General features: G+C 35.1%; 28 protein-coding genes, 1 pseudogene and 1 riboswitch. Of the genes and pseudogenes, 15 read left to right on the forward strand and 14 right to left on the reverse strand.

The window, feature by feature from the left end; all coding sequences use genetic code 11:
* Nucleotides 1–143: 143 nt before the first annotated feature.
* From OF897_RS17095 to OF897_RS17110, 4 genes and pseudogenes are all read right to left on the reverse strand, one after another.
* Nucleotides 144–422: pseudogene (locus tag OF897_RS17095) on the reverse strand (DUF4249 domain-containing protein); the annotation flags it as partial.
* Nucleotides 419–1,072, reverse strand: a complete 654-nt coding sequence (locus tag OF897_RS17100; protein ID WP_407648342.1) for a DUF4249 family protein — start codon at nt 1,070–1,072, stop codon at nt 419–421. The pseudogene OF897_RS17095 and the gene OF897_RS17100, both read right to left, overlap by 4 nt.
* Nucleotides 960–3,296, reverse strand: coding sequence for a TonB-dependent receptor (locus OF897_RS17105; RefSeq protein WP_267266891.1), 2,337 nt, complete (start codon nt 3,294–3,296; stop codon nt 960–962). The genes OF897_RS17100 and OF897_RS17105 overlap by 113 nt, the downstream gene beginning before the upstream one ends.
* A 165-nt stretch (nt 3,297–3,461) precedes the next feature.
* Entirely contained in the window at nt 3,462–4,103 is a 642-nt protein-coding gene (locus tag OF897_RS17110) for a DUF4272 domain-containing protein (RefSeq protein ID WP_267266892.1), read from the reverse strand.
* Nucleotides 4,104–4,319: 216 nt separating this feature from the next.
* Nucleotides 4,320–4,412: riboswitch (TPP riboswitch) on the forward strand.
* 60 nt (nt 4,413–4,472) lie between these two features.
* On the opposite strand from OF897_RS17110, the gene thiM reads away from it, so the two are divergent.
* The 4 genes from thiM to tenA are packed head-to-tail and all read left to right on the forward strand — an operon-like array spanning nt 4,473 to nt 7,369.
* Nucleotides 4,473–5,270, forward strand: coding sequence for a hydroxyethylthiazole kinase (gene thiM / locus OF897_RS17115; RefSeq protein ID WP_267266893.1), 798 nt, complete (start codon nt 4,473–4,475; stop codon nt 5,268–5,270).
* Complete coding sequence (gene thiE, locus OF897_RS17120; protein WP_267266894.1) at nt 5,267–5,902, forward strand: thiamine phosphate synthase; 636 nt, start codon at nt 5,267–5,269, stop codon at nt 5,900–5,902. The genes thiM and thiE overlap by 4 nt, the downstream gene beginning before the upstream one ends.
* Complete coding sequence (gene thiD / locus OF897_RS17125) at nt 5,899–6,732, forward strand: bifunctional hydroxymethylpyrimidine kinase/phosphomethylpyrimidine kinase (RefSeq protein ID WP_267266895.1); 834 nt, start codon at nt 5,899–5,901, stop codon at nt 6,730–6,732. Before thiE ends, thiD begins: the two co-directional genes overlap by 4 nt.
* Entirely contained in the window at nt 6,719–7,369 is a 651-nt protein-coding gene (gene tenA / locus OF897_RS17130) for a thiaminase II (RefSeq protein WP_267266896.1), read from the forward strand. Before thiD ends, tenA begins: the two co-directional genes overlap by 14 nt.
* Nucleotides 7,370–7,545: 176 nt before the next feature.
* Here the strand turns inward: tenA and OF897_RS17135 are convergent, their stop codons facing one another.
* From OF897_RS17135 to OF897_RS17145, 3 genes are all read right to left on the reverse strand, one after another.
* Complete coding sequence (locus OF897_RS17135) at nt 7,546–8,457, reverse strand: helix-turn-helix domain-containing protein (RefSeq protein ID WP_267266897.1); 912 nt, start codon at nt 8,455–8,457, stop codon at nt 7,546–7,548.
* A gap of 465 nt (nt 8,458–8,922) precedes the next feature.
* A complete protein-coding gene (locus OF897_RS17140) occupies nt 8,923–9,681 on the reverse strand; it encodes an SDR family NAD(P)-dependent oxidoreductase (RefSeq protein ID WP_267266898.1) in 759 nt (252 codons plus the stop codon).
* Between the two features lie 85 nt (nt 9,682–9,766).
* Nucleotides 9,767–10,708: a helix-turn-helix domain-containing protein gene (locus OF897_RS17145; protein ID WP_267266899.1), complete on the reverse strand. Its 942-nt coding sequence runs from the start codon at nt 10,706–10,708 to the stop codon at nt 9,767–9,769.
* Between the two features lie 220 nt (nt 10,709–10,928).
* On the opposite strand from OF897_RS17145, the gene OF897_RS17150 reads away from it, so the two are divergent.
* The 3 genes from OF897_RS17150 to OF897_RS17160 all read left to right on the forward strand — a co-directional run bounded on the left by OF897_RS17150 (nt 10,929) and on the right by OF897_RS17160 (nt 16,415).
* Complete coding sequence (locus OF897_RS17150; RefSeq protein WP_267266900.1) at nt 10,929–14,279, forward strand: DEAD/DEAH box helicase; 3,351 nt, start codon at nt 10,929–10,931, stop codon at nt 14,277–14,279.
* Between the two features lie 486 nt (nt 14,280–14,765).
* The gene (locus OF897_RS17155) at nt 14,766–15,746 is read left to right on the forward strand and encodes an aldo/keto reductase (RefSeq protein WP_267266901.1); all 981 of its coding nucleotides are present in this window, start codon (nt 14,766–14,768) and stop codon (nt 15,744–15,746) included.
* A gap of 96 nt (nt 15,747–15,842) precedes the next feature.
* Nucleotides 15,843–16,415 carry an NAD(P)H-binding protein gene (locus OF897_RS17160; protein WP_267266902.1) on the forward strand — a complete coding sequence of 191 codons (573 nt, stop codon included), beginning with the start codon at nt 15,843–15,845 and terminating at the stop codon, nt 16,413–16,415.
* Nucleotides 16,416–16,469: 54 nt separating this feature from the next.
* On the opposite strand, the gene OF897_RS17165 is transcribed toward OF897_RS17160, so the two are convergent.
* Together OF897_RS17165 and OF897_RS17170 are read right to left on the reverse strand one after the other, a co-directional pair.
* On the reverse strand, nt 16,470–16,784 hold the full coding sequence (locus OF897_RS17165) for a nuclear transport factor 2 family protein (protein ID WP_267266903.1): 315 nt from the start codon (nt 16,782–16,784) through the stop codon (nt 16,470–16,472).
* Between the two features lie 111 nt (nt 16,785–16,895).
* Nucleotides 16,896–17,687 carry an SDR family oxidoreductase gene (locus tag OF897_RS17170; protein ID WP_267266904.1) on the reverse strand — a complete coding sequence of 264 codons (792 nt, stop codon included), beginning with the start codon at nt 17,685–17,687 and terminating at the stop codon, nt 16,896–16,898.
* Between the two features lie 128 nt (nt 17,688–17,815).
* On the opposite strand from OF897_RS17170, the gene OF897_RS17175 reads away from it, so the two are divergent.
* The 4 genes from OF897_RS17175 to OF897_RS17190 all read left to right on the forward strand — a co-directional run bounded on the left by OF897_RS17175 (nt 17,816) and on the right by OF897_RS17190 (nt 20,603).
* Nucleotides 17,816–18,184: a winged helix-turn-helix transcriptional regulator gene (locus tag OF897_RS17175; RefSeq protein WP_267266905.1), complete on the forward strand. Its 369-nt coding sequence runs from the start codon at nt 17,816–17,818 to the stop codon at nt 18,182–18,184.
* A gap of 98 nt (nt 18,185–18,282) precedes the next feature.
* Entirely contained in the window at nt 18,283–19,158 is an 876-nt protein-coding gene (locus OF897_RS17180; protein ID WP_267266906.1) for a helix-turn-helix domain-containing protein, read from the forward strand.
* Nucleotides 19,159–19,280: 122 nt separating this feature from the next.
* Nucleotides 19,281–19,976, forward strand: coding sequence for an NAD(P)H-dependent oxidoreductase (locus tag OF897_RS17185; RefSeq protein WP_267266907.1), 696 nt, complete (start codon nt 19,281–19,283; stop codon nt 19,974–19,976).
* Between the two features lie 21 nt (nt 19,977–19,997).
* On the forward strand, nt 19,998–20,603 hold the full coding sequence (locus OF897_RS17190) for an NAD(P)H-dependent oxidoreductase (RefSeq protein WP_267266908.1): 606 nt from the start codon (nt 19,998–20,000) through the stop codon (nt 20,601–20,603).
* A 68-nt stretch (nt 20,604–20,671) separates the two neighbouring features.
* On the opposite strand, the gene OF897_RS17195 is transcribed toward OF897_RS17190, so the two are convergent.
* Nucleotides 20,672–21,556 (reverse strand): DMT family transporter, encoded by an 885-nt coding sequence (locus OF897_RS17195; RefSeq protein ID WP_267266909.1) that lies wholly within the window; start codon nt 21,554–21,556, stop codon nt 20,672–20,674.
* Nucleotides 21,557–21,622: 66 nt separating this feature from the next.
* Between OF897_RS17195 and OF897_RS17200 the strand changes: the two genes are divergently transcribed.
* Nucleotides 21,623–22,480 carry a LysR family transcriptional regulator gene (locus OF897_RS17200; RefSeq protein ID WP_267266910.1) on the forward strand — a complete coding sequence of 286 codons (858 nt, stop codon included), beginning with the start codon at nt 21,623–21,625 and terminating at the stop codon, nt 22,478–22,480.
* Here OF897_RS17200 and OF897_RS17205 read toward each other — a convergent pair.
* The 3 genes from OF897_RS17205 to OF897_RS17215 are packed head-to-tail and all read right to left on the reverse strand — an operon-like array spanning nt 22,472 to nt 23,904.
* Nucleotides 22,472–22,918 (reverse strand): GNAT family N-acetyltransferase, encoded by a 447-nt coding sequence (locus OF897_RS17205; protein WP_267266911.1) that lies wholly within the window; start codon nt 22,916–22,918, stop codon nt 22,472–22,474. The genes OF897_RS17200 and OF897_RS17205 overlap by 9 nt on opposite strands.
* 4 nt (nt 22,919–22,922) lie before the next feature.
* Nucleotides 22,923–23,444, reverse strand: coding sequence for a GNAT family N-acetyltransferase (locus tag OF897_RS17210; protein WP_267266912.1), 522 nt, complete (start codon nt 23,442–23,444; stop codon nt 22,923–22,925).
* A gap of 4 nt (nt 23,445–23,448) precedes the next feature.
* Nucleotides 23,449–23,904 carry a GNAT family N-acetyltransferase gene (locus OF897_RS17215; RefSeq protein ID WP_267266913.1) on the reverse strand — a complete coding sequence of 152 codons (456 nt, stop codon included), beginning with the start codon at nt 23,902–23,904 and terminating at the stop codon, nt 23,449–23,451.
* Between the two features lie 251 nt (nt 23,905–24,155).
* Here OF897_RS17215 and OF897_RS17220 point away from each other — a divergent pair, with 251 nt between their 5' ends.
* The 3 genes from OF897_RS17220 to OF897_RS17230 all read left to right on the forward strand — a co-directional run bounded on the left by OF897_RS17220 (nt 24,156) and on the right by OF897_RS17230 (nt 26,280).
* Nucleotides 24,156–24,956 carry an SDR family oxidoreductase gene (locus OF897_RS17220; RefSeq protein WP_267266914.1) on the forward strand — a complete coding sequence of 267 codons (801 nt, stop codon included), beginning with the start codon at nt 24,156–24,158 and terminating at the stop codon, nt 24,954–24,956.
* A 63-nt stretch (nt 24,957–25,019) separates the two neighbouring features.
* Nucleotides 25,020–25,937: a helix-turn-helix domain-containing protein gene (locus OF897_RS17225; protein WP_267266915.1), complete on the forward strand. Its 918-nt coding sequence runs from the start codon at nt 25,020–25,022 to the stop codon at nt 25,935–25,937.
* A 10-nt stretch (nt 25,938–25,947) separates the two neighbouring features.
* The gene (locus tag OF897_RS17230) at nt 25,948–26,280 is read left to right on the forward strand and encodes a nuclear transport factor 2 family protein (RefSeq protein ID WP_267266916.1); all 333 of its coding nucleotides are present in this window, start codon (nt 25,948–25,950) and stop codon (nt 26,278–26,280) included.
* Between the two features lie 48 nt (nt 26,281–26,328).
* Here OF897_RS17230 and OF897_RS17235 read toward each other — a convergent pair whose 3' ends face one another.
* Nucleotides 26,329–26,727 (reverse strand): winged helix-turn-helix transcriptional regulator, encoded by a 399-nt coding sequence (locus OF897_RS17235; protein WP_267266917.1) that lies wholly within the window; start codon nt 26,725–26,727, stop codon nt 26,329–26,331.
* Nucleotides 26,728–26,760: the final 33 nt, after the last annotated feature.

Below are 26,760 nucleotides of genomic sequence, written 5' to 3' on the forward strand. Positions count from 1 at the left end.
ACATGAATGGGAATATTTGTTACATCAGATAACTGTTAAATTCTGTTAATTTGCAATTAATTTTTGAAACACCTTTAAAATCAGGGTAATAAAAAAGCTATTCCGTTGTAATGAAATAGCTTTTACTAAAATTATAATTTTTTTTATTGAATAACAATACTTTTCTTTCTCACGGTATGTGCTGAAAAATATCCTAAAGCTCCGTTACTGATATTACTTGGCGGATTTGCCGGAGTAATTCCTCCTCCTGGACCGCCTCCCGAAAGTTGAAGAAGAGCAGAGTAGAAGGTGTAGACATTTTGGTCAATACATTGCATTTCTACATGAATGGTATCTCCTACAACAACTTTGATGTCATCAGGATCTTCACCGTCATCGTTTGGTAAAATTAAAGGTCTCTGATTGGGCATTCCATTATTTACATTGTCTGAAAATTCCGAAAAATATTGCTTAGGATTATTGTTAACCGTATAACTGAAAAGATAACGGTTCCTAAAGCTTGGGGATCTGCAAAAACGGGTAAAAGTGTATAACTTGTTTCTCCACCGACTATGAAAGAATCCTGATCTAAACCTTCGAAAACAACGGCTTCAGGCATTGTACTTGTCGAAATATATTCTTTTCCTTCTGCCTGAATTTTCAAAGTATACGTTCTTCCGGATTGTCCAACAAAAGTTGAAGTTTGATATCTTCCGTTTCCTACGTATAGTAAAGTTTCGGTTTGACCTGTGTTGTCGCTTAAAACAACCTTTGCATTTTCGATTGCTGGATATTGATTAGCCTGAGTAAAAGCTACCGATTTTGTGATTTTCACATAATACGGACCTGCTTGATCGGTTACGTTTCCTTCAATCACGATTTGTCCACTTTGGTCTTCTAAATCTAAATCTATCTCTTTTTCACAAGAAGTGACTAAAAAGAGTGATAATATAATTAAAAATATATTTTTCATAATAAAATTAGAATTTGAAGTTATAAGTAATGTTCGGAACCCATTTGAAAAGTGAAGTCTGCATTGCTCTTGTTGTTCCAGGATTGTTCGGATTATCTTCAAAAGTAATTGTGTATGCATTTTCTCTTCCATAAACATTGTAAATTCCGAATGACCAGGAACCTTTCCAGCGTTTGTTAGAAATTGGTTCATAGGTTGCGCTCAAATCCATTCTGTGATAAGCAGGCATTCTGTCGGCGTTTCTGTTGCTGTATTGGAAAATAGTTTGTCCGTTCAGTTCATATTTTCCGGTTGGGAAAGTCACTGCATTTCCTGTGCTGTAAAGGAATAATCCAGAGAAAGACCATTTTGGATTTAACTGATAAGTTGCTACAACGGAAAGGTCATGCGTTTTATCTTGTCTTGCATCATACCATTGATTATCATTGATTCCGTCTATTTTTCTCTCGGTTTTAGATAAAGTATAAGAAATCCAACCTGTTAACTTTCCGCTTTTCTTTTTGGCAATTAATTCTAAACCATAAGCTCTTCCTTTTCCGAATAACAACTCACTTTCTACATCTGCGGCAGTATCAAATGAAATTTGCGCACCGTTTTTATAATCGATTTGATTCTGCATTGATTTGTAATAAATCTCGGCATTCAATTCATAATTATTGTTGTTGAAATTTCGGCTGTAACCTGCACTGATTTGGTCTGAAATTTCTGGCTTTACAGTGTAACTGCTTCCAATCCACTGATCGGTCGGGTTTCCGCTTCCGCTGTTGCTTAATAAATGTAAATTCTGTGTATTTCTAGAGTAACCTCCTTTCACACTGCTCACTTCATTAATTCTGTAATTCGCTGTAATTCTGGGTTCAAGATTGATATACGTTTTTCCGAATTTTCCTTTTTCTAAAAATTCAGAATCAGTTAAAACTCCATTTTGATAAGTGTTAAAAGTATCGCCACCCAAAACACTGAACATTGCCAATCTCGCTCCGTAATTAATTGTCAGTTTTTCAGTTGCTTTAAAATCATCGTTGATATACACTGCATTTTCCCAGGAATATCTCGGGTTTCGTGGAAAACTACTTACACTCGTTCCCGAAGCACTACTTGGCGTAATCGTATGATAAATAGATTGTAAACCAAATTTAACTGAATGTTTATTTCCTGCAAACCAAGAGAAATCCTGTTTTAAATTCCAGTCTTCAATTTCAGAATCCAATCCGAAAGTATTGTTGTTACTGCTCAACGCAACATTATAATTGTAATTGCTGTAAATGAATGAAGTATTTGAAAATAATTTACTGTTGATAATACTGTTCCAACGCAAAGTTGCTGTTGTATTTCCCCAGTCTGTTGAAAAAGTATCGCCCAAACCTAAAACATCTCTTCCAAAATATCCCGATAAATACAAACGGTTATTGTCATTAATCTGATAATTGGCTTTTAAATTTAAATCATAAAAATAGAGCTTACTGTCTTTAAAATCATCCGTTGCTTTCAAAAAAACATCGGCATAAGTTCGTCTTCCCGAAACAATAAATGAAGATTTTTCTTTCTGAATCGGTCCTTCTACGCTTAATCTACTACTGATTAATCCAATTCCTCCGTTTACGTTATAATCTTTGTTGTTTCCGTCTTTCATTTTAACGTCTAAAACAGAAGAAAGTCGACCTCCGTATTGAGCCGGACTATTTCCTTTAATGATACTCACATCTTTCAACGCATCACTGTTGAAAGTACTGAAAAATCCAAGCAAATGCGAAGCGTTGTATACCGCTGCTTCATCCAATAAAATCAAATTCTGGTCGGTTGCGCCACCTCTTACGGAAAATCCGCTGCTTCCTTCACCATTACTCTTAATTCCGGGCAAAAGTTGAATGGTTTTCATCACATCTTTTTCACCGAATAATACAGGAAGCTTATCGATTTGTTTAATACTTAAAGTTTCAGTTCCCATTTGTGCAGATGAAAGATTTTTGTCTTTCTTCACCGCAGAAATTACAACTTCATCAATTTCTTTCACTCTGTCATTTCCTTCCTGATTCAATTGCAGATTTAATTTTAAATCACTTTCAACTGTAATATTTTGTTGAAAATCTTTAAAACCAGGATTGGAAACAACCAAAGTATAAGTGCCTTGCGGAAGAGAAAGCGAGTAAAATCCGTATTCATTGGCGATAACAGAAATCGTTGGATCTTCGGCAACTTTCACGGCAACTCCAAGAAGTAACTCACCGTTTTTCTGATCTTTAATTGTTCCGCTTACAGAATATTTCTGCTGTGCAAAAACGACTGTGCTGAAACAGACCGCAGCAATAGTTGTTGCAACTTTAAAGGATGTTTTGTGTATCAATTTTTCTAGTTTATTTTTTTAATGAAGGATAAGTTTTAAATTCCAATCAATGATTTTTAACTTTTAATTAAATATTTTAGTCATAGATTTGAGAAATATAAGCTTACAACTGCCTAAACAACGAGGTTGTGGTAGATTTATTGTTTAATGAATATTAATTGTTGTTTACGTTCCCATCTCTATATCATCCCAATCAGAATCTTTATTAATGAGCCATTCCAAAGCTTTTCTTCTCTCGTAGACAATACCTTCATTAATTTTGGCTTCAACACCTTTTATTCTTTCATCCACACAATACCAATGATAACGATAATATAAATCAAGCATATTGTAAATTTCATCATCAGTTCTTAATTCAGTTAGCTGTTCGATTTTTTCATTATTTTCATTTTCCTCAAGATTGGGTAAAAATGTTGCCATGTTTTCGCCACACCATTCTGTTTCATCTATATTTGAAACTACTTTTGTTGCCCACATCAATGCCCAAAGTCCTTCAAGATACCATCGCAGAGAGTTATTTTCGTAATCGCTCAGTTCGTCATTATCTTTAAGCAGAATTTCATTTTCCCAATTGGAAAGATGTGAAGTTAAATCATGTTTTTCAATCCATTTTCTGATAAAAGATATCGGAGCTTCAAATGAAATATTAATTAAAGCATTCATCACCGACATTCTGCCTTTTATTTTGTCTAAACTTCTTGTATTTGGGTCTTCCAAAACAGGAAGCCAAGAATTGAATCTATAATTTTTGTCAGCTATAATTTGATTGTTAATTTCTCTTACCTTAATTTTTTGTTCTTCAGTCATTTTTTTTGGATTTGATAAATGAATGGATTAATATCTCTAATTTGAGATTTATAATTTTTTTTCGTTCGCTAACATACAAAAAATGGTTTTATATAAGGTTCTTTCAGATGTTAATCATTTACTAAATATGTAAGAACTATAAGTTCGTTTCATCATTAAATTTGAGATTTCATCATGATTATTTTTGAGTTTAACTCCAAAATATTGTATATTTGTTTCACGCTTTAGGGGTATTCTGAAAAGAATTGAGAGAGTCCCTTTGAACCTGATACGACTCACATCGACGTAGGGAAAAGCAGGAATGCATCTTTTGATGTTTTCTTTCTTATTCTATCTGTTTTCCTAAAGCTTATTTAAATCAAAAAGTAAATGGAAAACAACCTTTGGAATTACATTCAATCTGTAAAAAATCAATCGCCGCTTGTTCATAATATTACCAATTTTGTGGTAATGAATAACACCGCCAATGCGCTTTTGGCAGTCGGAGCTTCACCGATTATGGCTCACGCAAAATCAGAAATCAAAGAAATAGTCGCCATTTCTAATGCCGTCGTTATCAATATAGGAACACTCAATGAATATTGGTCTGAATCGATGTTGATTGCTGCAGAAGAAGCTTTGAAACTTAATAAAACTTGGATTCTTGATCCGGTGGGAGCGGGTGCAACTTCTTTCAGAGATGAGGTTTTGGCGAAGCTTTTACAATTCAAGCCAACTGTAATTAGAGGAAATGCCTCGGAAATTATCGCTTTAGCCAAAGCCAATAAAACTGTCACAAAAGGAGTTGACAGTACAGCAGAAAGTAATGAAGCAATTAATGCCGCAAAATATCTTGTTGAAAACTATCAATCTGTAGTTTGCATTTCGGGAGCTACAGATATTATTATTGATGATAAAGAAACTTATTTTGTTGAAAACGGACATCCATTAATGACCAAAGTAACAGGTTTGGGTTGTTCTGCTTCAGCAATTGTTGGAGCTTTTGCCGGAATTTCTGAAAATAAAAATGAATCTACTGTTGCTGCGATGGCACTTCTTGGAATTGCAGGAGAATTATCTGAAAAAATTTCAAACGGACCGGGAAGTCTTCAAATGAATATTTTAGATAAGCTTTACAATATTTCTGAAAAGGAATTTTTTGAAAATGTAAAAGTTTCTAAGAAATGAGTTTAATACAATCATTTCCTTATCAATTATATCTTGTGATTTCCGAAGCTGATTGTAAAGGAAGAAACTTTCTTGAAGTTGCCGAACAATCAATTTTAGGTGGAGTAGATATTATTCAATTACGTGAGAAAAATGCTTCTGACCAGGATTTTCTTGAAAAAGCCATTCGTCTCAAAGAAATTACTGACAAGTATGGAATTCCTTTAATCATTAATGATAATACTTTCGTAGCCAAAGAAGTCGATGCTTTTGGAATTCACGTCGGTAATAATGATACTCAACCAACTGTTTTGAGAGAAAATTCATTTCAAAATAAAATGATTGGGTATTCCATCGAGTATTTGGAGCAACTTGAAAATCAGGAAACTGTTGTTTCGGATTATTTGGGAATTAGTCCGGTTTTCAGAACTGACACGAAGACAGATACGGTTACAGAATGGGGATTGGAAGGTTTAATGAAAATCAGAAAACTGACAGATAAACCACTGGTTGCCATCGGAAATATTCACTTAAAAAATGCCAGAGCTGTGATAGATTCAGGAGCAGATTGTATCGCTGTGGTTTCTGAAATCTGCAGTGCTGGAAATCCTCAAAAAGCAGCTTTTAATCTAAAAAATGAAATCAACAAATGACAAAATACAAATATCCATCAGTTCTCACGATTGCTGGTTTTGACGGAAGTGGAGGCGCCGGAATTCAGGCTGATATAAAAACGATTTCAGCTTTAGGATGTTATGCAACGTCAGTTTTGACGGCTTTGCCTGTTCAAAATACGATGGGCGTTCGAAATATTTTTCCGATTCCAGTCGAAGCAGTTTCCGAACAGATTGAATCAATTTTAGATGACATTTTTCCTGACGCCATCAAAATCGGAATGGTTCACACTCCTGAATTGGTTGAAACCATTGTGGAAACTTTAGCCAAATATAAAAAAGCTCCGATTGTATTTGACCCTGTGATGGTTGCAACAAGCGGACATCGGCTGATTGAAGAAGAAACCATTCAGACGATTATTGAGAAACTTTTCCCAATTTCAGATATCATCACTCCGAATATGGATGAAGCTTCAATTTTAGCCAATATGGAAGTGAAAACTTTAGATGATATGAAAATTGCCGGAGAAAACATCAAAAAGTTAGGTTGTAAGCATATTTTATTGAAAGGCGGTCATCAAACCACCGAAAAAATAACCTCTCTATTTTATAGTGATAATGATGATTTTCAAAATTTTGAATCTTTAAAATTAAATACAAAAAATACCCACGGTTCGGGTTGCACATTGTCATCAGCGATTGCTTCTTTCATTGCGAGAGGAAAATCTATGGGTGAAGCTGTGGCTTTTGCTCAAAACTATGTTTCAGAAGCGATTCTTAAAGGAAGCGACGTAAAGACCGGAAAAGGAAACGGGCCTTTGAATCACTTTTTTAATCCTCAAAAACTTATCAAGAATGAATTGGTCTGAAAACGCCTGGAAATCAATTGAAAATATTTACAACGACATCATTGAAATGCCTTTTATTAAGGAATTGTCCGATGGAACTTTAGACAAAGAAAAATTCCAGTTTTATATTGCTCAGGATTCTTTGTATTTGGAACATTTCGGAAGAACTTTAGCCTTAATTGGCAGTAAGGCGCATCAGATTGAAGATGCTTTGGCGTATATGAGATTTGCAGAAAATGCGATTGTCGTTGAAAATGCTTTGCACGAATCTTATTTTAAAGAATTTGAAATTTTCAACAAAGGAATTTTAGAGCCTGTTTGTCATCATTATATTCATTTTTTGAGAAGTACCGCAGCTTTTGAGCCTGTTGAAGTGGCTTTTGCAGCGACTTTACCTTGCTTTTGGATTTATAAAGAAGTCGGAGATTATATTCTGAATCTTGAACAAACCTCAGAAAATCCTTACCAAAGCTGGATAGAGACTTACGGCGGAGAAGATTTTGCCGTTGCCGTTAAAACTGCCATCGAGATTTGCAACAAAGCCGCCGAAAACACAACTCCAGAAATAAGAAACCGAATGAATGAAGCTTTTATCACAGCTTCCAAACTCGAGTTTCAGTTTTGGCAGGCTGCTTATGACTTGAAAGTTTGGGAATAATTTAAACCACAAAAGTCACAAAAGAAAATCTACAAAAAAGCTGAACAAAAGAGCAAAAAAGTTAAGTTTTAAAAACAGATTCCTTTTTTGAACTTTTGATAAACTTAAAAAGTGTAACAACTTTTGTGACTTTTGTGGTTTAAAGATTTTTTATCATTTTTAAACAGCCTCTTAAATCAATTCAAATTCCTATACTCATTCGGGCTCATCCCAACCTTCTGCTTAAACAACCTCGTAAAATGCTGAGGATATTTGAATCCCAAATCACAAGCCACCTGACTAATCGATTTTTCCACATCAAAAATCCGTTCTTTCGCAATATCAATCAACTTTTGCTGAATATATTCCTGAGCAGATTTTCCCGTTTCTTTTTTCACCAAATCACCAAAATAATTAGGAGACAGACTCAGTTCATCCGCACAATAACTCACCGACGGAAAACCAATATTCTGAGGTTTGTCAGAAGAAAAATAATCATTGAGCAAAACTTCAAAACGTTCAAGAACACCTTTGTTAACGTTGTCTCGAGTAATAAATTGACGGTCATAAAAACGGTCGCAATAGTTCAAAAACAATTCGATATTCGAAGTAATCAACTTCTTGCTGTGCTTATCAATCGTCTGTCGTAACTCAAATTCAATATTCGCAAAACAATCCAAAACAACCTGCCTTTCCTTTTCCGAAAGATGCAAAGCCTCATTCATCTGATAAGAGAAAAATCCATAATCCTGAATAATCTTCCCCAGCGAAGTCCCGTGAATCAAATCCGGATGAAAAATCAAAACGTGACCTTGAGGCTGATAATTAGATGTCTCATATTCCACGTTCCAAGCCTGTCCAGGACCCACAAAAACCATCGTTCCTTCCTGATAATCGTAGTAATCACGACCATAACGGATGTCACCACAAACCACATCTTTCAGGAAAATTCCGTACACACCAAAATTCATTTTCACCGTCGTTCCGGCTTTCCACTTGCGTGGCGGACATTTCGACAAATCCAGAATACTCACCAGCGGATGCGTCGTTTCCGCACCACAAGACGTGTTGTAATCGCTCACACTGTTAAAAAATAGGGTTTCATTCATCACACAATCATTTTACAGAGCAAAATTAAACAATCTAACCCGCTAATCATCATTCCTTTACGCCAATCAGTAATAATGGTAAGAGAATCCGTAATCCGTATCATTTTTCGGTGTTTCTGGGCGTATCCCTTTGCATTTTTGCCAGAAGTTTTGGTTTTCGAAAGAACATTTCCACAAGGCAAAAATGCAAGCGGGTCGGGCTATCCGCTATATCTTTTTTGTTATTGCGAACGAAATTAGATAATCAATAGAACCTTTCAGCAATCGCAATAACAAAAAAGGATGCCGCTACTATCCCTTACGCAAAAAGCCCGCTCAACAATTCGTCGAACGGGCTTTTTTATAAATTTTAGCCTGATTTTTAGAACTTATCAATTCAGAATAAGATTTTATTTCTCATCAATTTGACAAATGAAAATTAAAAACTTGCTCAATCTGCAAAATCAGCGAGAAAAAATCCATCAATTAGATTCTAAATCCTCCTGCAACTTCGATTCTCTGCGCATTAATCCATTTAGAATCGTCTGAACAAAGAAACGCAACCACACTTCCGATATCATCCGGCAAACCAACTCTTCCCAAAGCTGTTTGTGAAGAAACCAACTGATTATATTCCGCACTATCACGAACTGCACCGCCTCCAAAATCAGTTTCAATCGCACCGGGTGCGATAGAATTCACTCGGATTTTTCTGCTTCCCAATTCCAAAGCCTGATATCTTGACAAAGAATCGATTGCCGCTTTCATCGCACCATAAGCCGAATATCCTGCAAACGAGAATCTTGCCAATCCAGAAGATGTATTCACAACGCTGCTTCCGTCGTTCAATAATGGTAATAGTTTTTGAGTTAAGAAATAAGGCCCTTTGAAATGGATATTCGTCATCGCATCCAAAATTTCTTCAGTAGTCGTTTCAAAACTTTGATTGATTCCGATTCCTGCGTTGTTGACCAAAGCATCCAATTTTGCAGAAGAAAACTGAGTGTCCAAAACCTCTTTTACTTCAGTTGCGAATTGGTCAAAACCTGCAGTGGTAGAAATATCCAAAGGTAAAGCGAATGCTTTTTGTCCGATGTTTTCGATTTCTTTTACCACTTCATCTGCAAACTCTTTTTTGGTTTGATAAGTCAATATGACATCGAATCCTCTTTTTGCCAATTGTAAAGCTGAATCTTTACCCAATCCACGGCTTCCGCCAGTTACTAATGCTATTTTACTTGCCATTTTTTTATTGTTTTATTTAATGGTACAAAGTTGAAAAATTAGTACATCAGAGTGTTTGCATAAATCAAATTAAAGTTTGTGAAAATCAAACAATCGATAATTCTCGGTAATGTTGTGGCGATTGCTTGCTGTGTTTCTTGAAGAAGTTAGAAAAATGAGCAACTTCTTCAAAACCTAATGTGAAAGCGATTTCCGAAACATTCCATTGTGTTTGGGTCAGCAATATTTTGGCTTCCTGAAAAATTCGGCTTCCAATGATTTCGCCAGTTGTTTTTCCTGTTGTTTCTTTTAGAACTCTGTTGAGATGATTCACGTGAACGCCTAATATTCCTGCAAAATCTGCCGGTGTTTTCAGTTGTAAAAGCTGACTGATATTTTCAATAGGAAACTGTCTTTCCAATAATTCAATGAACAGCGTTGTGGTTCTGGAAGCGGCAGTTTTGTTATTTTCGACAGGTAAAATCGGTTGTAATTTCTGACCAAAATGTATCAATTCCATCACGTAATTTCTCAGCAAATCATATTTATAAACATAATCAGACTTGATTTCTTCGTGCATTTTCAGAAAAATTGCTTCAAATTGATGAAACTGTTCTGTCGAAATTTGAAAGATAAAATCGCTCTGAGGCGAGAAAACCGGAAGAAGGTCGAGTTCCAATCCAATCTTTGAAGTTGGTAAAAAATCTTTAGTAAAAACACAAAAATGTCCCGATTGCTCAGTGCATTGATGGGTGTAATTGTAAGGGATTTTTGGAGAAGCAAAAAGAACGGCGCAATCTTCAATTTCGATGGTTTTGTCTGCATATTCCACTTTATTTTTGCCGTTTATGAGACTTATTTTGTAATAAGTTCTCCTGTTGTAAGGCATTTCGGTTTTCGATTTGCAAGTTCTGTAGATTTCAGAAATATCAAAAACATTGAAGTGACCAATATCCTTATTGATGTTTTCAGTAAGGAATTGATTGATGTCAGGACAAGTTTCTCCCAAAATATCCTGATAAAATTCTTTGATGGTAATCGAACTCATTTTCTTTGTAAAAATCAAAGATACGAGATAATTATTTCAATTGAAAGATTTCCTTAATTTGAATATTTTAATTCCTAAAAATTGTAACGGAAACTCAGCATTTTTTTATTAATTTAGCTCATCTTAAAGTTGAGTATTTCCTTTATTAAATGTACTTATTGACTTTAAATAAACATAAAGAAAATCTGAACTCATCCAAATATCAACCTCTAAAAAAATAATGCAGGAACTTAGAAATCAATACATTTTTGAAAACATCAACTTCTCAGGTTTTTCGATTTTTGATATTCAAAAGCATTGCTCAGAAAGGATTGATATTGAGAAGGAAAATTTGAAGGATATTCAGCCTTATTTTATTGAAATCAATTCCGGTGTGTTTTATAAACCTTTATCGAACATTGATTTTCCCAGCGTTGCAGTCAATTTTATTGGTAGTTCGCTTATTTTAGAATGTCCGTGTGATACTCCAAAAACCAAAATGTGCAGCCACCAAGCTCAGGTTTTGTACACGATTATTGAACGACCGGATTTACGTGTTTTCTTTGATGAAATGCTTCGACGGAAGAAATTGCAAGACTTCGCAAAAGATTATGGTTTAGAAAATGAACCAAATCTTGATGAATATTTCCAGCCGGAACACGTTCATAATTCTTTAAGAATCGAGCCTAAAATTAAAGAATTAATTAAGCTGAATTCTGATGAACTGCAGCAGAAATTATTGCCTAAAAAAAACAATCAATTTCACGAAATTAAAATTCAAAATCCTTCAAAAAAAATGTTTTTGGTCATTAAAAAGCATAAATATTACGACCGATTCGGTATTGAACTTTTTGAAGCAGAAACCACACAATTTGGAAAAATTAAAAATCCAATAATGGCGATTAACCCTTCAAATCTGATTTGGAAAGCCGAAACCATCGATGAAGCAAAATTCTATACCGCTGTTTTGACATTTGAGAATCATCAAACCGAAGAAAAGGATGATGCCGACCTCGAAGCTTTAAAAATGGTGGTGAAAAATCCATTACAATTGCCAACATTTTATCACGACAAAGATATTTCAGAGAATATTTCCACAAAATCCATCGTTTCGGTTGATTTAAAATCATTAAATGCGGATATTGAACTTTCTGTTTTCAAAAAAGAACCTTTCTTCGAAATCACGGGTGGGCTTTGGCTGAATGACGTTTTGCAGCCGTTTAGAAATATTAAAATTCAGTTTAATTATTTCCTTTTCCAAGACAAAACGCTGCATTTGGTTACCAATCTGGATATGCTTCGGGTTTTGGGATTTTTTAAATCGAACAGAGAGATTCTGCTGGTTCACTCATCCAAATTTGAGGAATTTAAACAAAACATTCTAACCAATTTAGAAAAGCAAATCAAGATTAGCTATGCCTACATACAACCCGCTACACAAAAGCAATTGGCGGAGAAATCGTTTGACGAAAAGGTCGAGAAAATCATTTATTTGGCAGACCAGAATGAGTATATTTCGATAACGCCGGTGATGAAATATGGCAATGTGGAAATTCCTGTTTTTTCGAGGAAACAGATATTTGATACCGACCGAAACGGCAATGTTTTTCAGGTAGAAAGAGATGACCAAGAAGAGATAAAGCTTACGGCGATGATTATGCAGCAGCATTCGGAATTTGCCGAACAAATCGAGCAATACGAATATTTTTATCTGCACAAAGACAAGTTTCTGGACGAAAATTGGTTCTTAGAAGCTTTTGAAAAATGGCGGAATGAAGGCATTGTAATTTTAGGTTTTAATGAATTAAAAAAGAACAAGCTCAACGCCAATAAAGCGGTGGTTTCCATAGCGGTTGTCAGCGGAATTAATTGGTTTAATACAGAAATTGATGTGAAATTCGGGAAGCAGAAAGCTTCATTGAAACAATTGCATAAATCTATCCGAAACAAAAGCAAATTTGTACAGTTAGACGACGGAACGAACGGGATTTTGCCCGAAGAATGGATGAAAAAACTCAATCACTATTTCGATTCCGGCGAGATTTATGATGAACTTTTGAGATTGCCAAAAAGTAATTTTTCTGAAATTAAAAACCTCTTTGATGAGAACGTTTTAAGCAAAGAAGTCAGTGAAGAAATCGAAACGTACAACAAAGCGTTGTCTGAAAATCAACACATTCCCGAAACTGAAGTTCCAGCAGAATTGAATGCAACGCTTCGGGATTATCAAAAACAAGGGCTCGACTGGCTGAATTATCTCGATGATTTCAATTTTGGAAGTTGTCTTGCCGACGATATGGGACTTGGGAAAACACTTCAAATCATTGCATTCATCCTTTCACAAAATAAAAAGCATCCTCAAAATACCAATCTTGTCGTGGTGCCGACTTCCTTGCTTTTCAATTGGCAGGCAGAAGTGGAAAAGTTTGCGCCTTCGATTAAAATTTTGACACATTACGGTGCCAACAGAATTAAAAATACGCTTCATTTTGCAGGTCACGAAATTGTGCTCACGACTTATGGAATGCTGCTTTCCGATATTCGGTTTTTAAAAGAATTTAATTTCAATTATGTGTTTCTAGACGAATCTCAAGCCATTAAAAATCCAAATTCTGAACGCTACAGAGCTGCAAGATTATTAACATCGAGAAACAAAGTCGTCTTAACAGGAACTCCTATTGAAAATAATACGTTCGATATCTATGGGCAACTTTCCTTTGCTATTCCTGGTTTGTTGGGAAGTAAGCAATATTTCAGAGATATTTATTCCATCCCGATTGATAAATTTGAAAATACAAAACGGGCGACAGATTTACAGCAAAAAATAAAACCTTTTATCCTCAGACGAACCAAAAAGCAGGTTGCAAAAGAACTTCCAGACAAAACAGAAATGGTGATTTATTGCGAAATGGGAGAGGAGCAAAGGCGGATTTATAATGCTTACGAAAAGGAATTGCGGGAATATATTTCGGCAAAAGACGAGCACGAAATCGCCAAAAACAGTATGCACGTTTTGACGGGATTGACGAAGCTGAGACAAATTTGCGATTCTCCGGCGCTTTTAAAAGACGAAGAACAATTCGGTGATAGTTCGGCAAAAATTGAAGTTCTGATGGAGCAGATTGAAAACAAATCTTCCCAACACAAGATTCTGGTTTTTTCACAGTTTGTTTCAATGCTTGATTTGATAAAAGAAGAACTTCAAAAAAGAAATATCCCGTTCGAATATCTTACCGGACAGACAAAAAACAGAGCCGCAAAAGTCAATCAATTTCAGGAAAATGACCAAGTTCGTGTGTTTTTAATCAGTTTAAAAGCCGGCGGAACTGGATTGAATTTAACCGAAGCCGATTACGTCTATCTCGTAGACCCGTGGTGGAATCCTGCCGTTGAAAATCAGGCCATCGACCGCTGTTACCGCATCGGACAAAAGAAAAACGTCATTGCCGTACGGTTGATTTGTCCCAACACGGTTGAAGAAAAAATTATGAAACTTCAGCAATCAAAAAAAGAGTTGGCGAATGATTTGATTACCACAGACAATTCGGTTTTCAAAAAGTTATCGAAGCAGGATTTGATGGAGATGTTGTAAGAATTTATTTTTTATGGCAGCTTTTCCGCCTTCCGTTCCCGCTTTTTTGCAAATTTCCCAAAGCTTTCCCACTGCTGAAATTTGCAAAAAGAGCTCCACTCAAGTCGGGCTGCGAGATTCGGTTTCATAAGATATTCTCTCTATTATAATTGTTTTATTCCACAATCACTTTAAACAAACTGTAAATACCCCAATCTGTAAAAATGGTAAGCAGAGCAGTAATCTGTATAACAAAAGCTTTGAGGATTCATCGGACATTTGTACTGTGAAAAAAGAACATTTTCTCTCGCAGATTAAGTTGATTTTGCAGATTCATTAAAATTAAAATCTGCTTCATCTGCAAAATCAGCGAGATGAAAAAAAATGACCTTATATAAGCGTTAGCGGCTTTGTGAACCTTAAAAAGTTAGTTAAATAAAAGCTTTGTGAACTTAGTGTTCAAAATTTTCCATCCATAAATAGAGATAAAATAGAATTAAAAAAAATATGAAAACAAGAACTTTAGGACAAAACTTAGAAGTATCCGAATTAGGATTAGGTTGTATGGGATTGACTTTCGGTTATGGTCCTGCAACCAGTGAAGCCGATGCAATTGCATTGATTCAAAAAGCATACGATTTAGGAATCACATTTTTCGATACGGCGGAAGCTTACAGTCAAGGTTTGAATGAGCAATTTCTTGGAAAAGCGGTGAAATCTTTCAGAGATAAAGTGGTTTTGGCTACGAAATTCGGGTTTCCTGATGGTGATGCTACAAAAGGTGTTGACAGCCGTCCGGAAAGAATTCGTCAGGTTGTAGAAAATTCTTTAAAATACCTTCAGACTGACGTTATCGATTTGTTGTATCAACACAGAGTTGACCCAAATGTTCCAATGGAAGACGTGGCGGGAACTGTGAAAGATTTGATTGCTGAAGGAAAAGTAAAACATTTCGGAATGAGTGAAGCCGGTGTGGAAAGCATCAGAAAAGCGCACGCAGTTTTGCCTGTGACGGCGCTTCAAAGCGAATATTCTATGTTTTGGCGTGAACCGGAAAATGAAATTTTGCCATTGTTGGAAGAATTAAATATTGGTTTTGTTCCGTTCAGCCCGCTTGGGAAAGGGTTTTTGACGGGAGCAATCAATGCTGATACAAAATTTGATGCGAATGATTTCAGAAATATTGTTCCTCGTTTTTCCGAAGAAAACAGAAAAGCCAATCAGGAGTTGGTTGATTTGGTAAAAGCGGTAGCTATCGAGAATAATGCGACTTCGGCGCAGGTTGCTTTGAGTTGGTTGTTGGCTCAGAAATCTTACATCGCTCCGATTCCGGGGACAACAAAAATCCATCGTTTGGAAGAAAATGTTGGTGCCGTGAATGTTCATCTAAATGAAGAAGAATTAAACAGAATCAATTTAGCTTTAAAACAAATTCAGATTGTTGGAGAACGTTATCCTGCTTCTTTGCAGGCGAGAGTTGGGAAATAATTGTTCAGTCAATTCAAAAAAAATAGTAGTGTCAATCTGCGGAGAAAATGTTTTCCGCAGATTTTTATTTAAAAGTCAAATAAAATCTAATAAATTATGAAAAAAGTACTGATAATCGGCGCTTCGGGAAGTTTGGCGCAATCTGTAATCGAAGCTTCCAAAAATTTAGAAAATATAGAACTCACTTTGTTTTTAAGAAACAAAAACAGAATTTCAATAGAACTTTCAGAAGATTGTAAAATCATTGAAGGCGACGCTTTGGATTTTAATGATATCAAAAAAGCTGTTGCCAATCAAGATATTGTTTATGTAAATCTTGAAGGAAATCTCGAATTGATGACCAAAAATATCGTAAAAGCAATGCAGGAAGAAGGCGTGCAAAGAATCATCGCCATCAGTTCAATCGGAATTTATGAAACGCCACTGAAACCGGTTTTGGTTCCTTACAGAAAATTGGCAGATGTGATTGAAGATTCAGGTTTGGATTACACGATTTTAAGACCGGATTGGTTTACCAATGCTGATGAAATCGATTACTCGGTCACAATAAAAGGAACGCCTGAAACGGGTTCTGCAATTTCCAGAAAAAGTATTGCAGATTTTGTTTCGAAGCTGATGATTTACCCAAATCTTTATATCAATGAAAACTTAGGAATCAGTAAACCATAATAAAAGGCTGAAGTTCAAACTTCAGCCTTGTTTCATAAATCATAAATATTCGTTTTAAACGATTTTCAAAGATTGAATTAACCCGTCTTCAAATTCGTAATGATAAGTCAATGTAATCGGACTTCCTGGAAATGTTCCGGAAACTTCAGTTTTTAATGTATGTTCGGTTTCGGAATATTCAAGAGGTTTCATCGTTGCCTGATATTCTTTATTGGCCTTTTCTATCCAATTTTCGATTTCTTTTCTTCCGTTGTGCGTTTTTCCTTCGTCAAAAACTACGGCTGTTTCGGTAAAACATTTGGCGTAAGAAACGCTGTCAAAATTGTTTTGTGTTTCAATTAATTCGGTAACTACTTTTGGTAAATTCATATTTTTTGATTTTTATTTTTTGCCACGAATGCACATATTTTTTAGTTTTTCGAATAAAATTTCTTCAAAATAGAATACGATTTTTATTTGTGCATTAGTGGCGATTTTATTTTAAATGGTAGGAACTGTTCCTCCATCAATTATATATTCTGTACCTGTCAGATAATTGGCTCTTGGCGAAACTAGAAAACCAACCAATTCTGCTACATCTTCCGGTTCAGCAGGTCTGCCATTTGGTATTCCGCCCAATGCATTCATAACACTTTGCTGTGCTTCTTCTACAGTACTATTTGCATTTCTCGCAATCTCATCCAAAAAGGCTTTCGAAGCTGTTGTATTAATCCATCCTGGCGAAACAGTCAGCACGCGAACACCTTTAGGCGAAACTTCATTAGATAAGCTTTTACTATAGTTTCTCAAACCTGCTTTTGCAGATGCATACGGCAAAGTAGAGTCATACAAAGGCAGTTTACCCTGAATGGAAGCAATGTGAATAATTACACCATTTTTTCGTTCAATCATTTGTGGTAAAAATCCTCTGTCTAATCTTACAGGTGCAAGCAAATTAGCTTGTAAAGTCGATTCCCAATCTTCATCAGACAATACACTAAAACCACCTGCAGGTGTTGACGAAGAACCAAGATTATTCACAAGAATATCCAACCTCCCATAAGTCGATAACACTTCGTCGATTACTTTTTGCGTTCCTTCTGCTTTACTTAAATCTGCCGAAATGAAATGTAGTTTTTCGTTGGTTGCTTCTGGCGTATTTCTCGCAGTAATAATTACGGTTGCACCAGCTTGTGAAAGTCTTTCTGCAATTGCTTTTCCGGTTCCTTTTGTTCCGCCAGTTACTAAGGCAATTTTGCCAGATAATTCGTTATTGAAATTAAATTGTTCCATTTTTAATAATTATTTATAGGACAAAATTGGAACATAAAAACAGTTTAGACAAGTACGGAATTACGATTCAGATAGGGATAAATTTTTCCCCTATTGTACAATTTGGAACATAGGTTTACATTTGTCTTATGTATGAAAGAAAAATTTTACCGAACCTGAACTGCGGATTAGATTTGATTGGCGAAGTGCTTTATGGCAAATGGAAAATCCGTTTGTTATGGTTTATCAACCAAGGACATCAACGGCCAAGTGAACTTCAGCGAAAAATTCCCGATGCGACAAGACGTGTTTTAAATATTCAATTAAAAGAATTGGAAGACCACGAACTGATTACAAAGAAAATTTATCCTGTCGTACCACCAAAAGTGGAGTACAGTTTAACTGAATTTGGAGAAACCTTAATTCCCGTAATTTCTACGTTGGGAAATTGGGGCGACAAAAATGAGGAACGTCTAAGGTCGGTTATTTTAAAGCGTTTGAATTCTGAAAATCAATAATTTGATTCTTAAAAGAAAGAAAAGGTTTAACCAAATTTGTATTTGAATTAAAAATTGAGAAATTAGTCAAAGAAAAACGTTTTTATATATTTGTTTCAATGAAAATTTTCAAAGACTTCACTTCTTACAACGAATACATCGGTACAACAAAACCGCTGGATAATGACATCGATGTTGGTTATTACGACCCGCCAAATATGTTGTTGAAGTCAGAACCGATTGCGGTAGATTTTTACAGAATTTCTTTTAAAATTAATCTTAAAAATAAAAATACGCCAGACAAAAAACCAATTACGGCTGTGTTTTTCAACAGTCCGGAAATGATTGTCAATGAAGGTTGGGACGTAGAACCGACTTACACCGGAATGTACCTTCAGCTTTCAAAAAAAGTGATTGAAGAAAACAGATTTCTCTTCAAAACTTATCTGGATTACGGACAGCACGAAGCTTTGTATTTGACTAATGAAGAAGTGGCGGAGATTTCTGCGGTTTTTCAATTAATGCTGAAATATTACGAAAGTGAAAAACAACATTTTGGAGTGTTGCTTTCTTACGTTAATGTGGTGGTTTCTTTGGTAGAAGCGTTTTACAAAAGACAATTTTCTACCGACCCGAAACAGTACAATAGAGTAGTCACAGATTTTCAGCAAAGTTTGATTGAATATTATCATCAGCCTGTAAAGCAACTTCCAAATGTGCAGTATTTCGCAGATAAATTGGGATTGACAGCCAATTATTTAGGCGATATTATCAAACATTTTACTCAAAAATCTGCATTAGAAAACATTCACGAATTTGTCATTAAAAAAGCCAAGGAATTATTAAAGCAAAACATAGAAATGAACACGACTGAAATTGCTTACGAACTAGGCTTTGAGTATCCCAATTACTTTTCAAAGTTCTTCAAAAAGCAAGTTGGCTTGAGTCCTAAAGAATATCGATTGCAAATAAAAAAGGAAATTCAAAATATGTAAACAGCGTCTTCGAAAGAAGGCGTTTTTTGTTATCCGTAATTTGTTTCTTTTTTATTGGTAATCTGTCTCCGTCGGTTTTTTCAATCGCTTTTACTTTTGTATTGTCATTAAATATTAAATCAATGAAAGCAAAAAGTATCATTACTCTATTTCTAATTTTAATTTCATTAGGAATAAAATTAAACGCTCAAAAAACTTCTTCAAAAGAAATTCCCAAACAGAAAACTGTTTTGTTGATAAACACCCATTTGACTTATGTCGGTTGGTCTGAAGGTAAATTGAACGCTTCATTTTATAATAAAGCCAAAGAATTTTTTATTACTAAAAACTATCAAGTTCTGGAAACAAAAGTGGAAAATGGTTACAATCCCGACGAAGAAGTCGAAAAGCATTTGCAAGCAGATATTGTGATTTTGCAAACGCCAGTCAATTGGGAAAATACACCTTGGATTTATAAAAAATATGTGGATGAAGTTTTTAACAGCGCCTTAAAAAGCAAAAAATTCCTTTCCGGAGACGGACGTTCGGCAGAAGAAGGTTCAAAACAATACGGAATGGGCGGAAAAATGCAGGGCAAAAAGTTTATGATTTGCGCAACTTGGAACGCGCCGGAAAAAAGTTTTAACGATAAAAATCAATATTTGTTTAAAGGAAAAAGTGCCGATGATGCTTTGTTTAATGTAGGCGCCAATTATTTGTTTACGGGTTTTGAAGTCGTTGCCGGATATTACTGCTACGATGTTTATCACAACAAACATATCAAAGAAGATTTGGAAAATTATCCAAAATATTTACAGAAAGTATTTAAAATGAAATAAAAATATTCAATAGAAATTACAATGAATTCAACTAAAAAAGTACTCTTAATTAATACCCATTTAAACTATCCCAATTGGTCGGAAGGCCTTCTGAATGATGCTTTCAACCAAAAAGCCAAAGCATTTTTTCTGAAAAAAGGTTTTGAAGTTTTAGAAACAAAAGTAGAAGACGGTTACACTGCCGATGAAGAAGTTGAAAAACATATCGAAGCAGAGATTATCATTTTGCAAACGCCCATCAATTGGTTTGGCGCACCTTGGATTTATAAAAAATATGTAGACGAGGTTTTCAATAGTGGATTGCAAAGCGCAAAATTTCTTTCCGGTGATGGCAGAACAAGAGAAGATGTAACCAGACAATATGGAACGGGCGGAAAAATGCAAGGCAAAAAATTTATGGTTTGTGCTACTTGGAACGCACCAAAAGCTAGTTTCGATGACTCAAATCAGGTTTTATTTGAAGGAAGAGGTACTGCAGATGTTCTCATTCAAATTACCAGCAATTACCGTTTTTGCGGTGCAGAAATCGTTGCTGATTATAATTGTTTTGACATTTTTAAAGACGGAGATATTGCCGGAGATTTAGAAAATTATCCGAAACATTTGGAAGAGGTTTTTGGAGTTTAAAAGTGATTTAAATTTAGAAATCAATAAACCTGACGAAAAGACCTTTCAAATCGAAAGGTCTTTTTTATTTAAACTGATTTTACTTTTCTAAGTTTTGAAAATTTAATTTCAGAAATTAAAGTCGCAATCAAAATTAAACTTCCGCCGATTAATAAACGCCAAGTCAGATTTTCATTGAGAATAAAAAACGAAGCAATGGAAGCAAAAACGGGTTCGAAAAGATAAATAATCGCCACTTTTTCTGCGCTGATGTATTTCTGCGCAATGTTTGAAACCGAATACATATAAGCTGTTGAAAGTAACGAACAAAACAAAACGCCAATCCAAAAATTGTTATTTTCCGGAAACCAATTTGCAGAACTATCAAACAAAGATATCAAAAACATCAAGATTGCCGAAGTTGTAAACATCGGAACCAAAGTCTGAATAATACTGTTTTTCCCTGCAAAATGCTCAACTTTTATCAGGTAATAAGAAAATCCAACCGTTCCGATTAAGATATACACATCGCCGATACTGATTGAGAAATTCTTTGTAAGTGAGATTATTCCCAAACCGAGCAGAGCTAACGTTGCTGAAAACCAAATCTTCGGTTCAATAACGCTTTTGTAGAAAACAATTTTTAAAATCGGAATGATGACAACGCACATTCCTGCAACGAAAGCACATTGCGAAGCAGACGTATGTTTCACAATTCCCAAAGTCTGAAAATGAATTCCAAAAGTTAACGGAATTGCCAATCCGATTCCAGCTTTTATGGATTTTAGATTGATGTTTTTCAGTTGTTTATGGAAAATTAAACCTATCAAAATTGACGCAAAAAAGAATCTGTAAAACAAAAATGTCGATTGTGAAATGTTCCCGATGGACATTTTGGTAACAGGAAACGAAATTCCCCAAAATGCTGTTCCGAGAATCAACAAAAAGAGATAAAAATTTTTCTTTTCCATCATTTTATGAATTAATTTTTAATTCGATTTAATTATTAAATTTGAATAACTAATGATTAATTTGCATTAATGGATATTCAGCAACTCAAATATTTTCTGGCTTTGGCAAAAGAGCTTCATTTCTGGAACACTTCTGCGAAAATGAACATCACACAATCTGCTCTCAGCCGGCAGATTCAGTCTTTGGAGAATGAATTGGGCGTTCAGTTATTTTATCGTGACAAACGAAATGTAAAACTCACGCCTGCTGGAAAATTCTTGCAGGAAAAATGGGGACAAGAGCTCAATCAGATAGATTCTTTTCATCAGCTTGCCCGACAAATCCATCTCGGCGAATCAGGAACGATAAGAATTGCACATCCAGATTCTATCTCGTCTTCGGTTTTGCCTGAATTTGTGAAAAAAGTTTCTTCGGCCTTTCCCAATCTCAATCTTGAATTGTTTCAACTGACGAACGAAGCGCAGGAAGATTATCTTAAAAATTACAAAATAGATTTGGCTTTTTCCCGTGATGTGAACACCTCTTCCACGATTAACGAGAAAAAATTAGGATACGAAAATCTTTCATTTGTGGTTCCCGAAAATCATCATTTCAAATCGTTGTCAGACATTTCGGAAGAGACTTTGAAGGACCAAAAATTCCTTTTGACGACCGGAGATTACAGCAGTAGTTACAATTTGCTCGTTCAGGAAGTCATTCATTCTTACAATATTAAGCTTGATTCTTATATCCGATGCGAGTTTGGTTCTACGATTATTTCCTTGATTAGAAATGGGTTGGGAATTTCCATTTTGCCACATTCTTATCAGCTTCATCAGAACGCCGGAATCCGTTTTATTCCGCTTCCTTTCGTGACCGATTTGTACATCCAATGGCGAAAAGATGACCCAAATCCGATTCTCAAAAATATTCTGGAATTAGTTTAAAACCATTTCTATGTGCGGAATTCCGTCTTCATCGTAAGGATTTCCGGTTTCTTTGAAACCTAAAGAATTATAGAATTTCAACAAGTACAATTGTGCACTGATTCGGATTTTTGACTCTTTGAAAATATCTTCACAAGCTTTAATTGAATTTTCCATCAATTGCTTTCCCAAACCCAATCCACGAAATTTTGAACCGATAACAACCCGCCCAATCGAAGCGTCTTTATATGACAAATTTGTCGGAACAATTCGGGTGTAGCCAGCCAATTTTCCATCAACCAAGCACATCAAATGATGACACTTCAAATCTTTCTCATCAATATCCTGATAAGCGCAGTTTTGTTCTACGATAAAGACATCGCTTCTTAATTTCAATATTTGATAAAGTTCGGTCGTGGTTAATTCTTCAAATGATTTTACAAAATATTCAATTTTCATTCTTTTAATTTTTCAAATTCAACTTCATCATAATATCAGTTTGCTCTTCATTTCCGAGCCTGAAAATATGTTTGTCAAATTCCACGAAACCATTTTTCTGATAAAATTTAATTGCTCTCAGATTATTTTCCCAAACGCCCAACCAAACGTAATCCACTTTTTTCTGAGATGCGATTTCAATCGCTTTTTCGTAAAGAATTTGTCCGACTTTCTTCCCGTGAAAATCTTTTGAAACATAAATTCTTTCAATTTCCAGCGCATTATTATCTTTGATTTCGGTTTGTGACGAACCAGTATTGAGTTTTAAATATCCGATAACTTCGTCATTCAGTTTAGCGAAATAGAATTCAGAATTTTCATCATTAATTTCAGATTTTAGCTTTTCTGTTGAAAAACTGGTTTCCAGATATTCATTCATACTTTCTTCAGTATTATTCTCAGAAAAAGTTTCAGAGAATGTTTTTTTTCCGATTTCCTGAAGTTGTAATATCTCGTTTTCGGTAATTTTTGTTACAATGATTTCCATTTTATTATACTTTCCATTCATAATTTAGCCAATCTTTATTTTCTTCTGCACCAAGACGTTCGTAGAATTTTTGTCCGGCTTTGTTCCAAGGTGCGACCGTCCATTTTATCTGAGTACAATTATGCTTTTCTGCTTCGGATTTCAAAGCGCTCATCAGTTGTTCTCCAATTTTTTGTCCCCGATAACCTTCATCTACATATAGCTCTTTCATATAAATGGCTGGTCTGTTTTGTGCAGTGTAAGGAAGGAAATAATAGACCAAAATTCCTGCAATTTTTTGTTCATCTTCCGCAATCAAGCAATAAAAATCTGGCGGGTTTTTTCTGAAACCACTTTCTTTAACAATTTCCGGAGTTATCGCAAAACTGTCAACATACTTTTCAAAAATCGCCAGTTGCTCCATCAAAACCCAAATTTTTTCACTGTCGGATTCTTTAGCTTTTCTTATAATGATATTCATTCTTAATTATTTCTATTTCTGACAGCAAAATTAACAGATTGAATAATTCTGAAAAATGCTATTTTATGATTAAGTGATTTGATTTTTGCATTAATATATTTATAAAAAGAAAATCTGGATATGTTGTCTTTAGATTTCAGCTTATATTTAATAATAGTTCCGTCATTTCGGATACAACCAAACTCATTTTGGCAACATTTTCCTTGGCGCTTCTGCAGACATTTGTATTATAAAATTTAAATAAAGTTACAATGCAAAAAACAATTTTCATCACAGGCGCATCATCAGGATTAGGAAAAGCTACAGCAAAATTATTTCAATCAAAAGGCTGGAACGTTATCGCAACAATGCGAAATCCTGAAAAAGAAACAGAACTTTCCCAATTGGAAAATGTAACATTGCTTCCGTTGGATGTTACGAACTTGGAACAGATTCAGGAAACTGTCAAAAAGGCGATTGAACTTCATACAATTGATGTGGTTTTCAACAACGCAGGTTACGGTTTGATGGGAGCTTTGGAAACGCTGAGCGACGATAAGATTCTTCGTCAGTTGGATACCAATCTTTTAGGCGTCATCCGTGTTACCAAAGCTTTTATTCCTTATTTTAGAGCAAACAAAAATGGTTTGTTTATTTCGACCACTTCCATTGGCGGATTTATGGGATTTCCTTTGCATTCTATTTATCATGCTACAAAGTTTGCTTTGGAAGGCTGGAGCGAAAGTATGTCGTTTGAATTAGGTCAGTTCGGAATTGGTATCAAAACTGTCGCTCCGGGTGGAATTTCAACTGATTTTACTGGGCGTTCACTGGATATGAACAAAAGCAACGAATATCAGAATTTAGAAAATAAATTACTGGAAAATATAGACGCAATGATGCAAAATGCTTCTACTGCAGAGCAAATTGCCGAAGTAGTTTACGAAGCTGTAACCGACGGAAAAGACCAAGTGCGATATATCGCTGGAGCAGATGCCAATGCAATATATTCCAGACGATTGGAAGTTGGTAAGGAAGAATTTAGAAAGGAAATTGGTCAGCAATTTTCATAATAATCAATCAAACAGCTGTCTTATTTAGCCAGTTGTTTGTTTAAATTTGTAAAAGAAAATAAAATGTACATCGTCAATTCCATATCAGAATTTCATAGGCACTTGTCTTTGCCAGAACCGTTGCATCCGTTGGTGAGCGTGATAGATGTTTCGAAAATAAAACATTCAGAAAGCGAAATCTGGGAAAGGTTTTTTGTGAATTTCTACTGTATTTCTCTGAAAAAAGATGTGACTGCAAAAGTGAAATACGGACAACAATACTACGATTTTAATAAAGGCACAATGAATTTTATTGCGCCGAAGCAAATACAATCTTTAAGCATGGAAGACATCCGCCAAATGAATATAGAATGCGGGCAAGGTTATATGCTGATGTTTCATCCAGATTTTTTATATAAATATTCTATTGCGACGAGTATCAAAAACTACGGTTTCTTTTCTTACGCAGTCAATGAAGCACTGCATATTTCGGAACGTGAAGAGCAGAATATTATTGAGATTTTTCAAAAAATAGAAGCCGAATACCAATTTATCGACCGTCATACGCAAGAAATTATTCTGGCACAAATCGATTTGGTGTTGCAATACAGCAACCGTTTTTATGAGCGACAATTTATTACAAGGAAAGCGGTGAATCACGATTTGCTATCAAGAATGGAACAATTGCTGAGCGAATATTTTGGGAAAGAACAAGGTTTGAATAAAGGTTTGCCAACTGTAGATTATCTGGCGACCAAACTCAGTCTTTCGCCAAGATATCTGAGCGATATGCTGCGTTCTTTAACAGGACAAAATGCACAGCAACTCATCCACGAAAAACTCATTGAAAAAGCCAAAGATTACCTCACGACAACTCAACTTTCTGTGGCAGAAATTGCTTATCAATTGGGTTTTGAGCATCCGCAGTCTTTCAATAAATTATTTAAAAATAAAACCAATCAAACGCCAGTGCAATTCAAACAAGGTTTTTATCATAACTAAATTTTTTAAAATGAATATAGAAACGTTTATCAAAGATTGGATTGCAGTCAGCAACAGTTACGACACCGAAAAATATCTGGAATTTTATCTAAATAATGCAGTTTTAGACGACCATTCGGTTGGAAGAAAATTTATTGGTCACGACGGAATTAAAGATTATTTCGTAAGTTATTTTATCGGTTATCAAACCCAAACTGAATTGAGGAAATTAGAAATTAAAGGCAATTCGGCTTATTTAGAAGTTGAGTTTACAGGCGATTTTCCGGAAGGTAAGATTGGCGGAAGCTTTGATTTTATTTTTAAAGATGATAAGATTGAGTTTGTAAAAGCAGCTTTGATTTAAAAATAAAACCTTCATGATAACAAATTAAGAAGGTTTCTTATACTTAAATTACTGTTTTTTCAATTTTCCCGAACCCATTTCAGCTTTCACTTTTTCGCGATGCTGAATTCCCCATCTTGTCATTGCATTGACCAATTCTTCTAAAGTTTGGCTGTACGGAAGCAATTCATATTCAATACTTACCGGATAACCGTTTTCTACTTTTTTGACGATAAAACCATTCAATTCCAAATCTTTTAATTCACTGGAAAGTACACGTGCAGAGATTCCGGTAACTTGTTTTTGAATTTCTGTAAACCGCTTATTTCCTCTCGCCATTGCGATGATAATCATCAGTTTCCATTTTCCACCGATGACATATAAAGCGTCAGAAACTGCTGTTAAAATCGTGTGACATTCTTCGGTGAATGCTTTGTTATCTGTTTGATTTTCTTTTGATTCTGCCATAACTGAGTTATTTGTTAGCTGCTAACCTTTAAG

Source organism: Chryseobacterium formosum, assembly GCF_026460885.1.
Classification (GTDB): Bacteria; Bacteroidota; Bacteroidia; order Flavobacteriales; family Weeksellaceae; genus Chryseobacterium; species Chryseobacterium formosus.

What these genes read in the sequence shown, in the direction of transcription:
- tenA (WP_267266896.1), top strand. Translation starts at nt 6,719, where the DNA reads ATGAATTGGTCTGAAAACGCCTGGAAATCAATTGAAAATATTTACAAC.
- OF897_RS17190 (WP_267266908.1), top strand. Translation starts at nt 19,998, where the DNA reads ATGAATTCAACTAAAAAAGTACTCTTAATTAATACCCATTTAAACTAT.
- OF897_RS17235 (WP_267266917.1), bottom strand. Translation starts at nt 26,727, where the DNA reads ATGGCAGAATCAAAAGAAAATCAAACAGATAACAAAGCATTCACCGAA.
- OF897_RS17135 (WP_267266897.1), bottom strand. Translation starts at nt 8,457, where the DNA reads ATGAATGAAACCCTATTTTTTAACAGTGTGAGCGATTACAACACGTCT.
- OF897_RS17165 (WP_267266903.1), bottom strand. Translation starts at nt 16,784, where the DNA reads ATGAATTTACCAAAAGTAGTTACCGAATTAATTGAAACACAAAACAAT.
- OF897_RS17145 (WP_267266899.1), bottom strand. Translation starts at nt 10,708, where the DNA reads ATGAGTTCGATTACCATCAAAGAATTTTATCAGGATATTTTGGGAGAA.
- OF897_RS17110 (WP_267266892.1), bottom strand. Translation starts at nt 4,103, where the DNA reads ATGACTGAAGAACAAAAAATTAAGGTAAGAGAAATTAACAATCAAATT.
- OF897_RS17195 (WP_267266909.1), bottom strand. Translation starts at nt 21,556, where the DNA reads ATGATGGAAAAGAAAAATTTTTATCTCTTTTTGTTGATTCTCGGAACA.
- OF897_RS17100 (WP_407648342.1), bottom strand. Translation starts at nt 1,072, where the DNA reads ATGCATACACAATTACTTTTGAAGATAATCCGAACAATCCTGGAACAA.
- OF897_RS17225 (WP_267266915.1), top strand. Translation starts at nt 25,020, where the DNA reads ATGTACATCGTCAATTCCATATCAGAATTTCATAGGCACTTGTCTTTG.
- OF897_RS17175 (WP_267266905.1), top strand. Translation starts at nt 17,816, where the DNA reads ATGTATGAAAGAAAAATTTTACCGAACCTGAACTGCGGATTAGATTTG.
- thiE (WP_267266894.1), top strand. Translation starts at nt 5,267, where the DNA reads ATGAGTTTAATACAATCATTTCCTTATCAATTATATCTTGTGATTTCC.
- OF897_RS17220 (WP_267266914.1), top strand. Translation starts at nt 24,156, where the DNA reads ATGCAAAAAACAATTTTCATCACAGGCGCATCATCAGGATTAGGAAAA.
- OF897_RS17210 (WP_267266912.1), bottom strand. Translation starts at nt 23,444, where the DNA reads ATGGAAATCATTGTAACAAAAATTACCGAAAACGAGATATTACAACTT.
- OF897_RS17150 (WP_267266900.1), top strand. Translation starts at nt 10,929, where the DNA reads ATGCAGGAACTTAGAAATCAATACATTTTTGAAAACATCAACTTCTCA.
- OF897_RS17230 (WP_267266916.1), top strand. Translation starts at nt 25,948, where the DNA reads ATGAATATAGAAACGTTTATCAAAGATTGGATTGCAGTCAGCAACAGT.
- OF897_RS17160 (WP_267266902.1), top strand. Translation starts at nt 15,843, where the DNA reads ATGAAAAAAGTACTGATAATCGGCGCTTCGGGAAGTTTGGCGCAATCT.
- OF897_RS17205 (WP_267266911.1), bottom strand. Translation starts at nt 22,918, where the DNA reads ATGAAAATTGAATATTTTGTAAAATCATTTGAAGAATTAACCACGACC.
- OF897_RS17200 (WP_267266910.1), top strand. Translation starts at nt 21,623, where the DNA reads ATGGATATTCAGCAACTCAAATATTTTCTGGCTTTGGCAAAAGAGCTT.
- OF897_RS17180 (WP_267266906.1), top strand. Translation starts at nt 18,283, where the DNA reads ATGAAAATTTTCAAAGACTTCACTTCTTACAACGAATACATCGGTACA.
- OF897_RS17140 (WP_267266898.1), bottom strand. Translation starts at nt 9,681, where the DNA reads ATGGCAAGTAAAATAGCATTAGTAACTGGCGGAAGCCGTGGATTGGGT.
- OF897_RS17185 (WP_267266907.1), top strand. Translation starts at nt 19,281, where the DNA reads ATGAAAGCAAAAAGTATCATTACTCTATTTCTAATTTTAATTTCATTA.
- OF897_RS17215 (WP_267266913.1), bottom strand. Translation starts at nt 23,904, where the DNA reads ATGAATATCATTATAAGAAAAGCTAAAGAATCCGACAGTGAAAAAATT.
- thiD (WP_267266895.1), top strand. Translation starts at nt 5,899, where the DNA reads ATGACAAAATACAAATATCCATCAGTTCTCACGATTGCTGGTTTTGAC.
- thiM (WP_267266893.1), top strand. Translation starts at nt 4,473, where the DNA reads ATGGAAAACAACCTTTGGAATTACATTCAATCTGTAAAAAATCAATCG.
- OF897_RS17155 (WP_267266901.1), top strand. Translation starts at nt 14,766, where the DNA reads ATGAAAACAAGAACTTTAGGACAAAACTTAGAAGTATCCGAATTAGGA.
- OF897_RS17170 (WP_267266904.1), bottom strand. Translation starts at nt 17,687, where the DNA reads ATGGAACAATTTAATTTCAATAACGAATTATCTGGCAAAATTGCCTTA.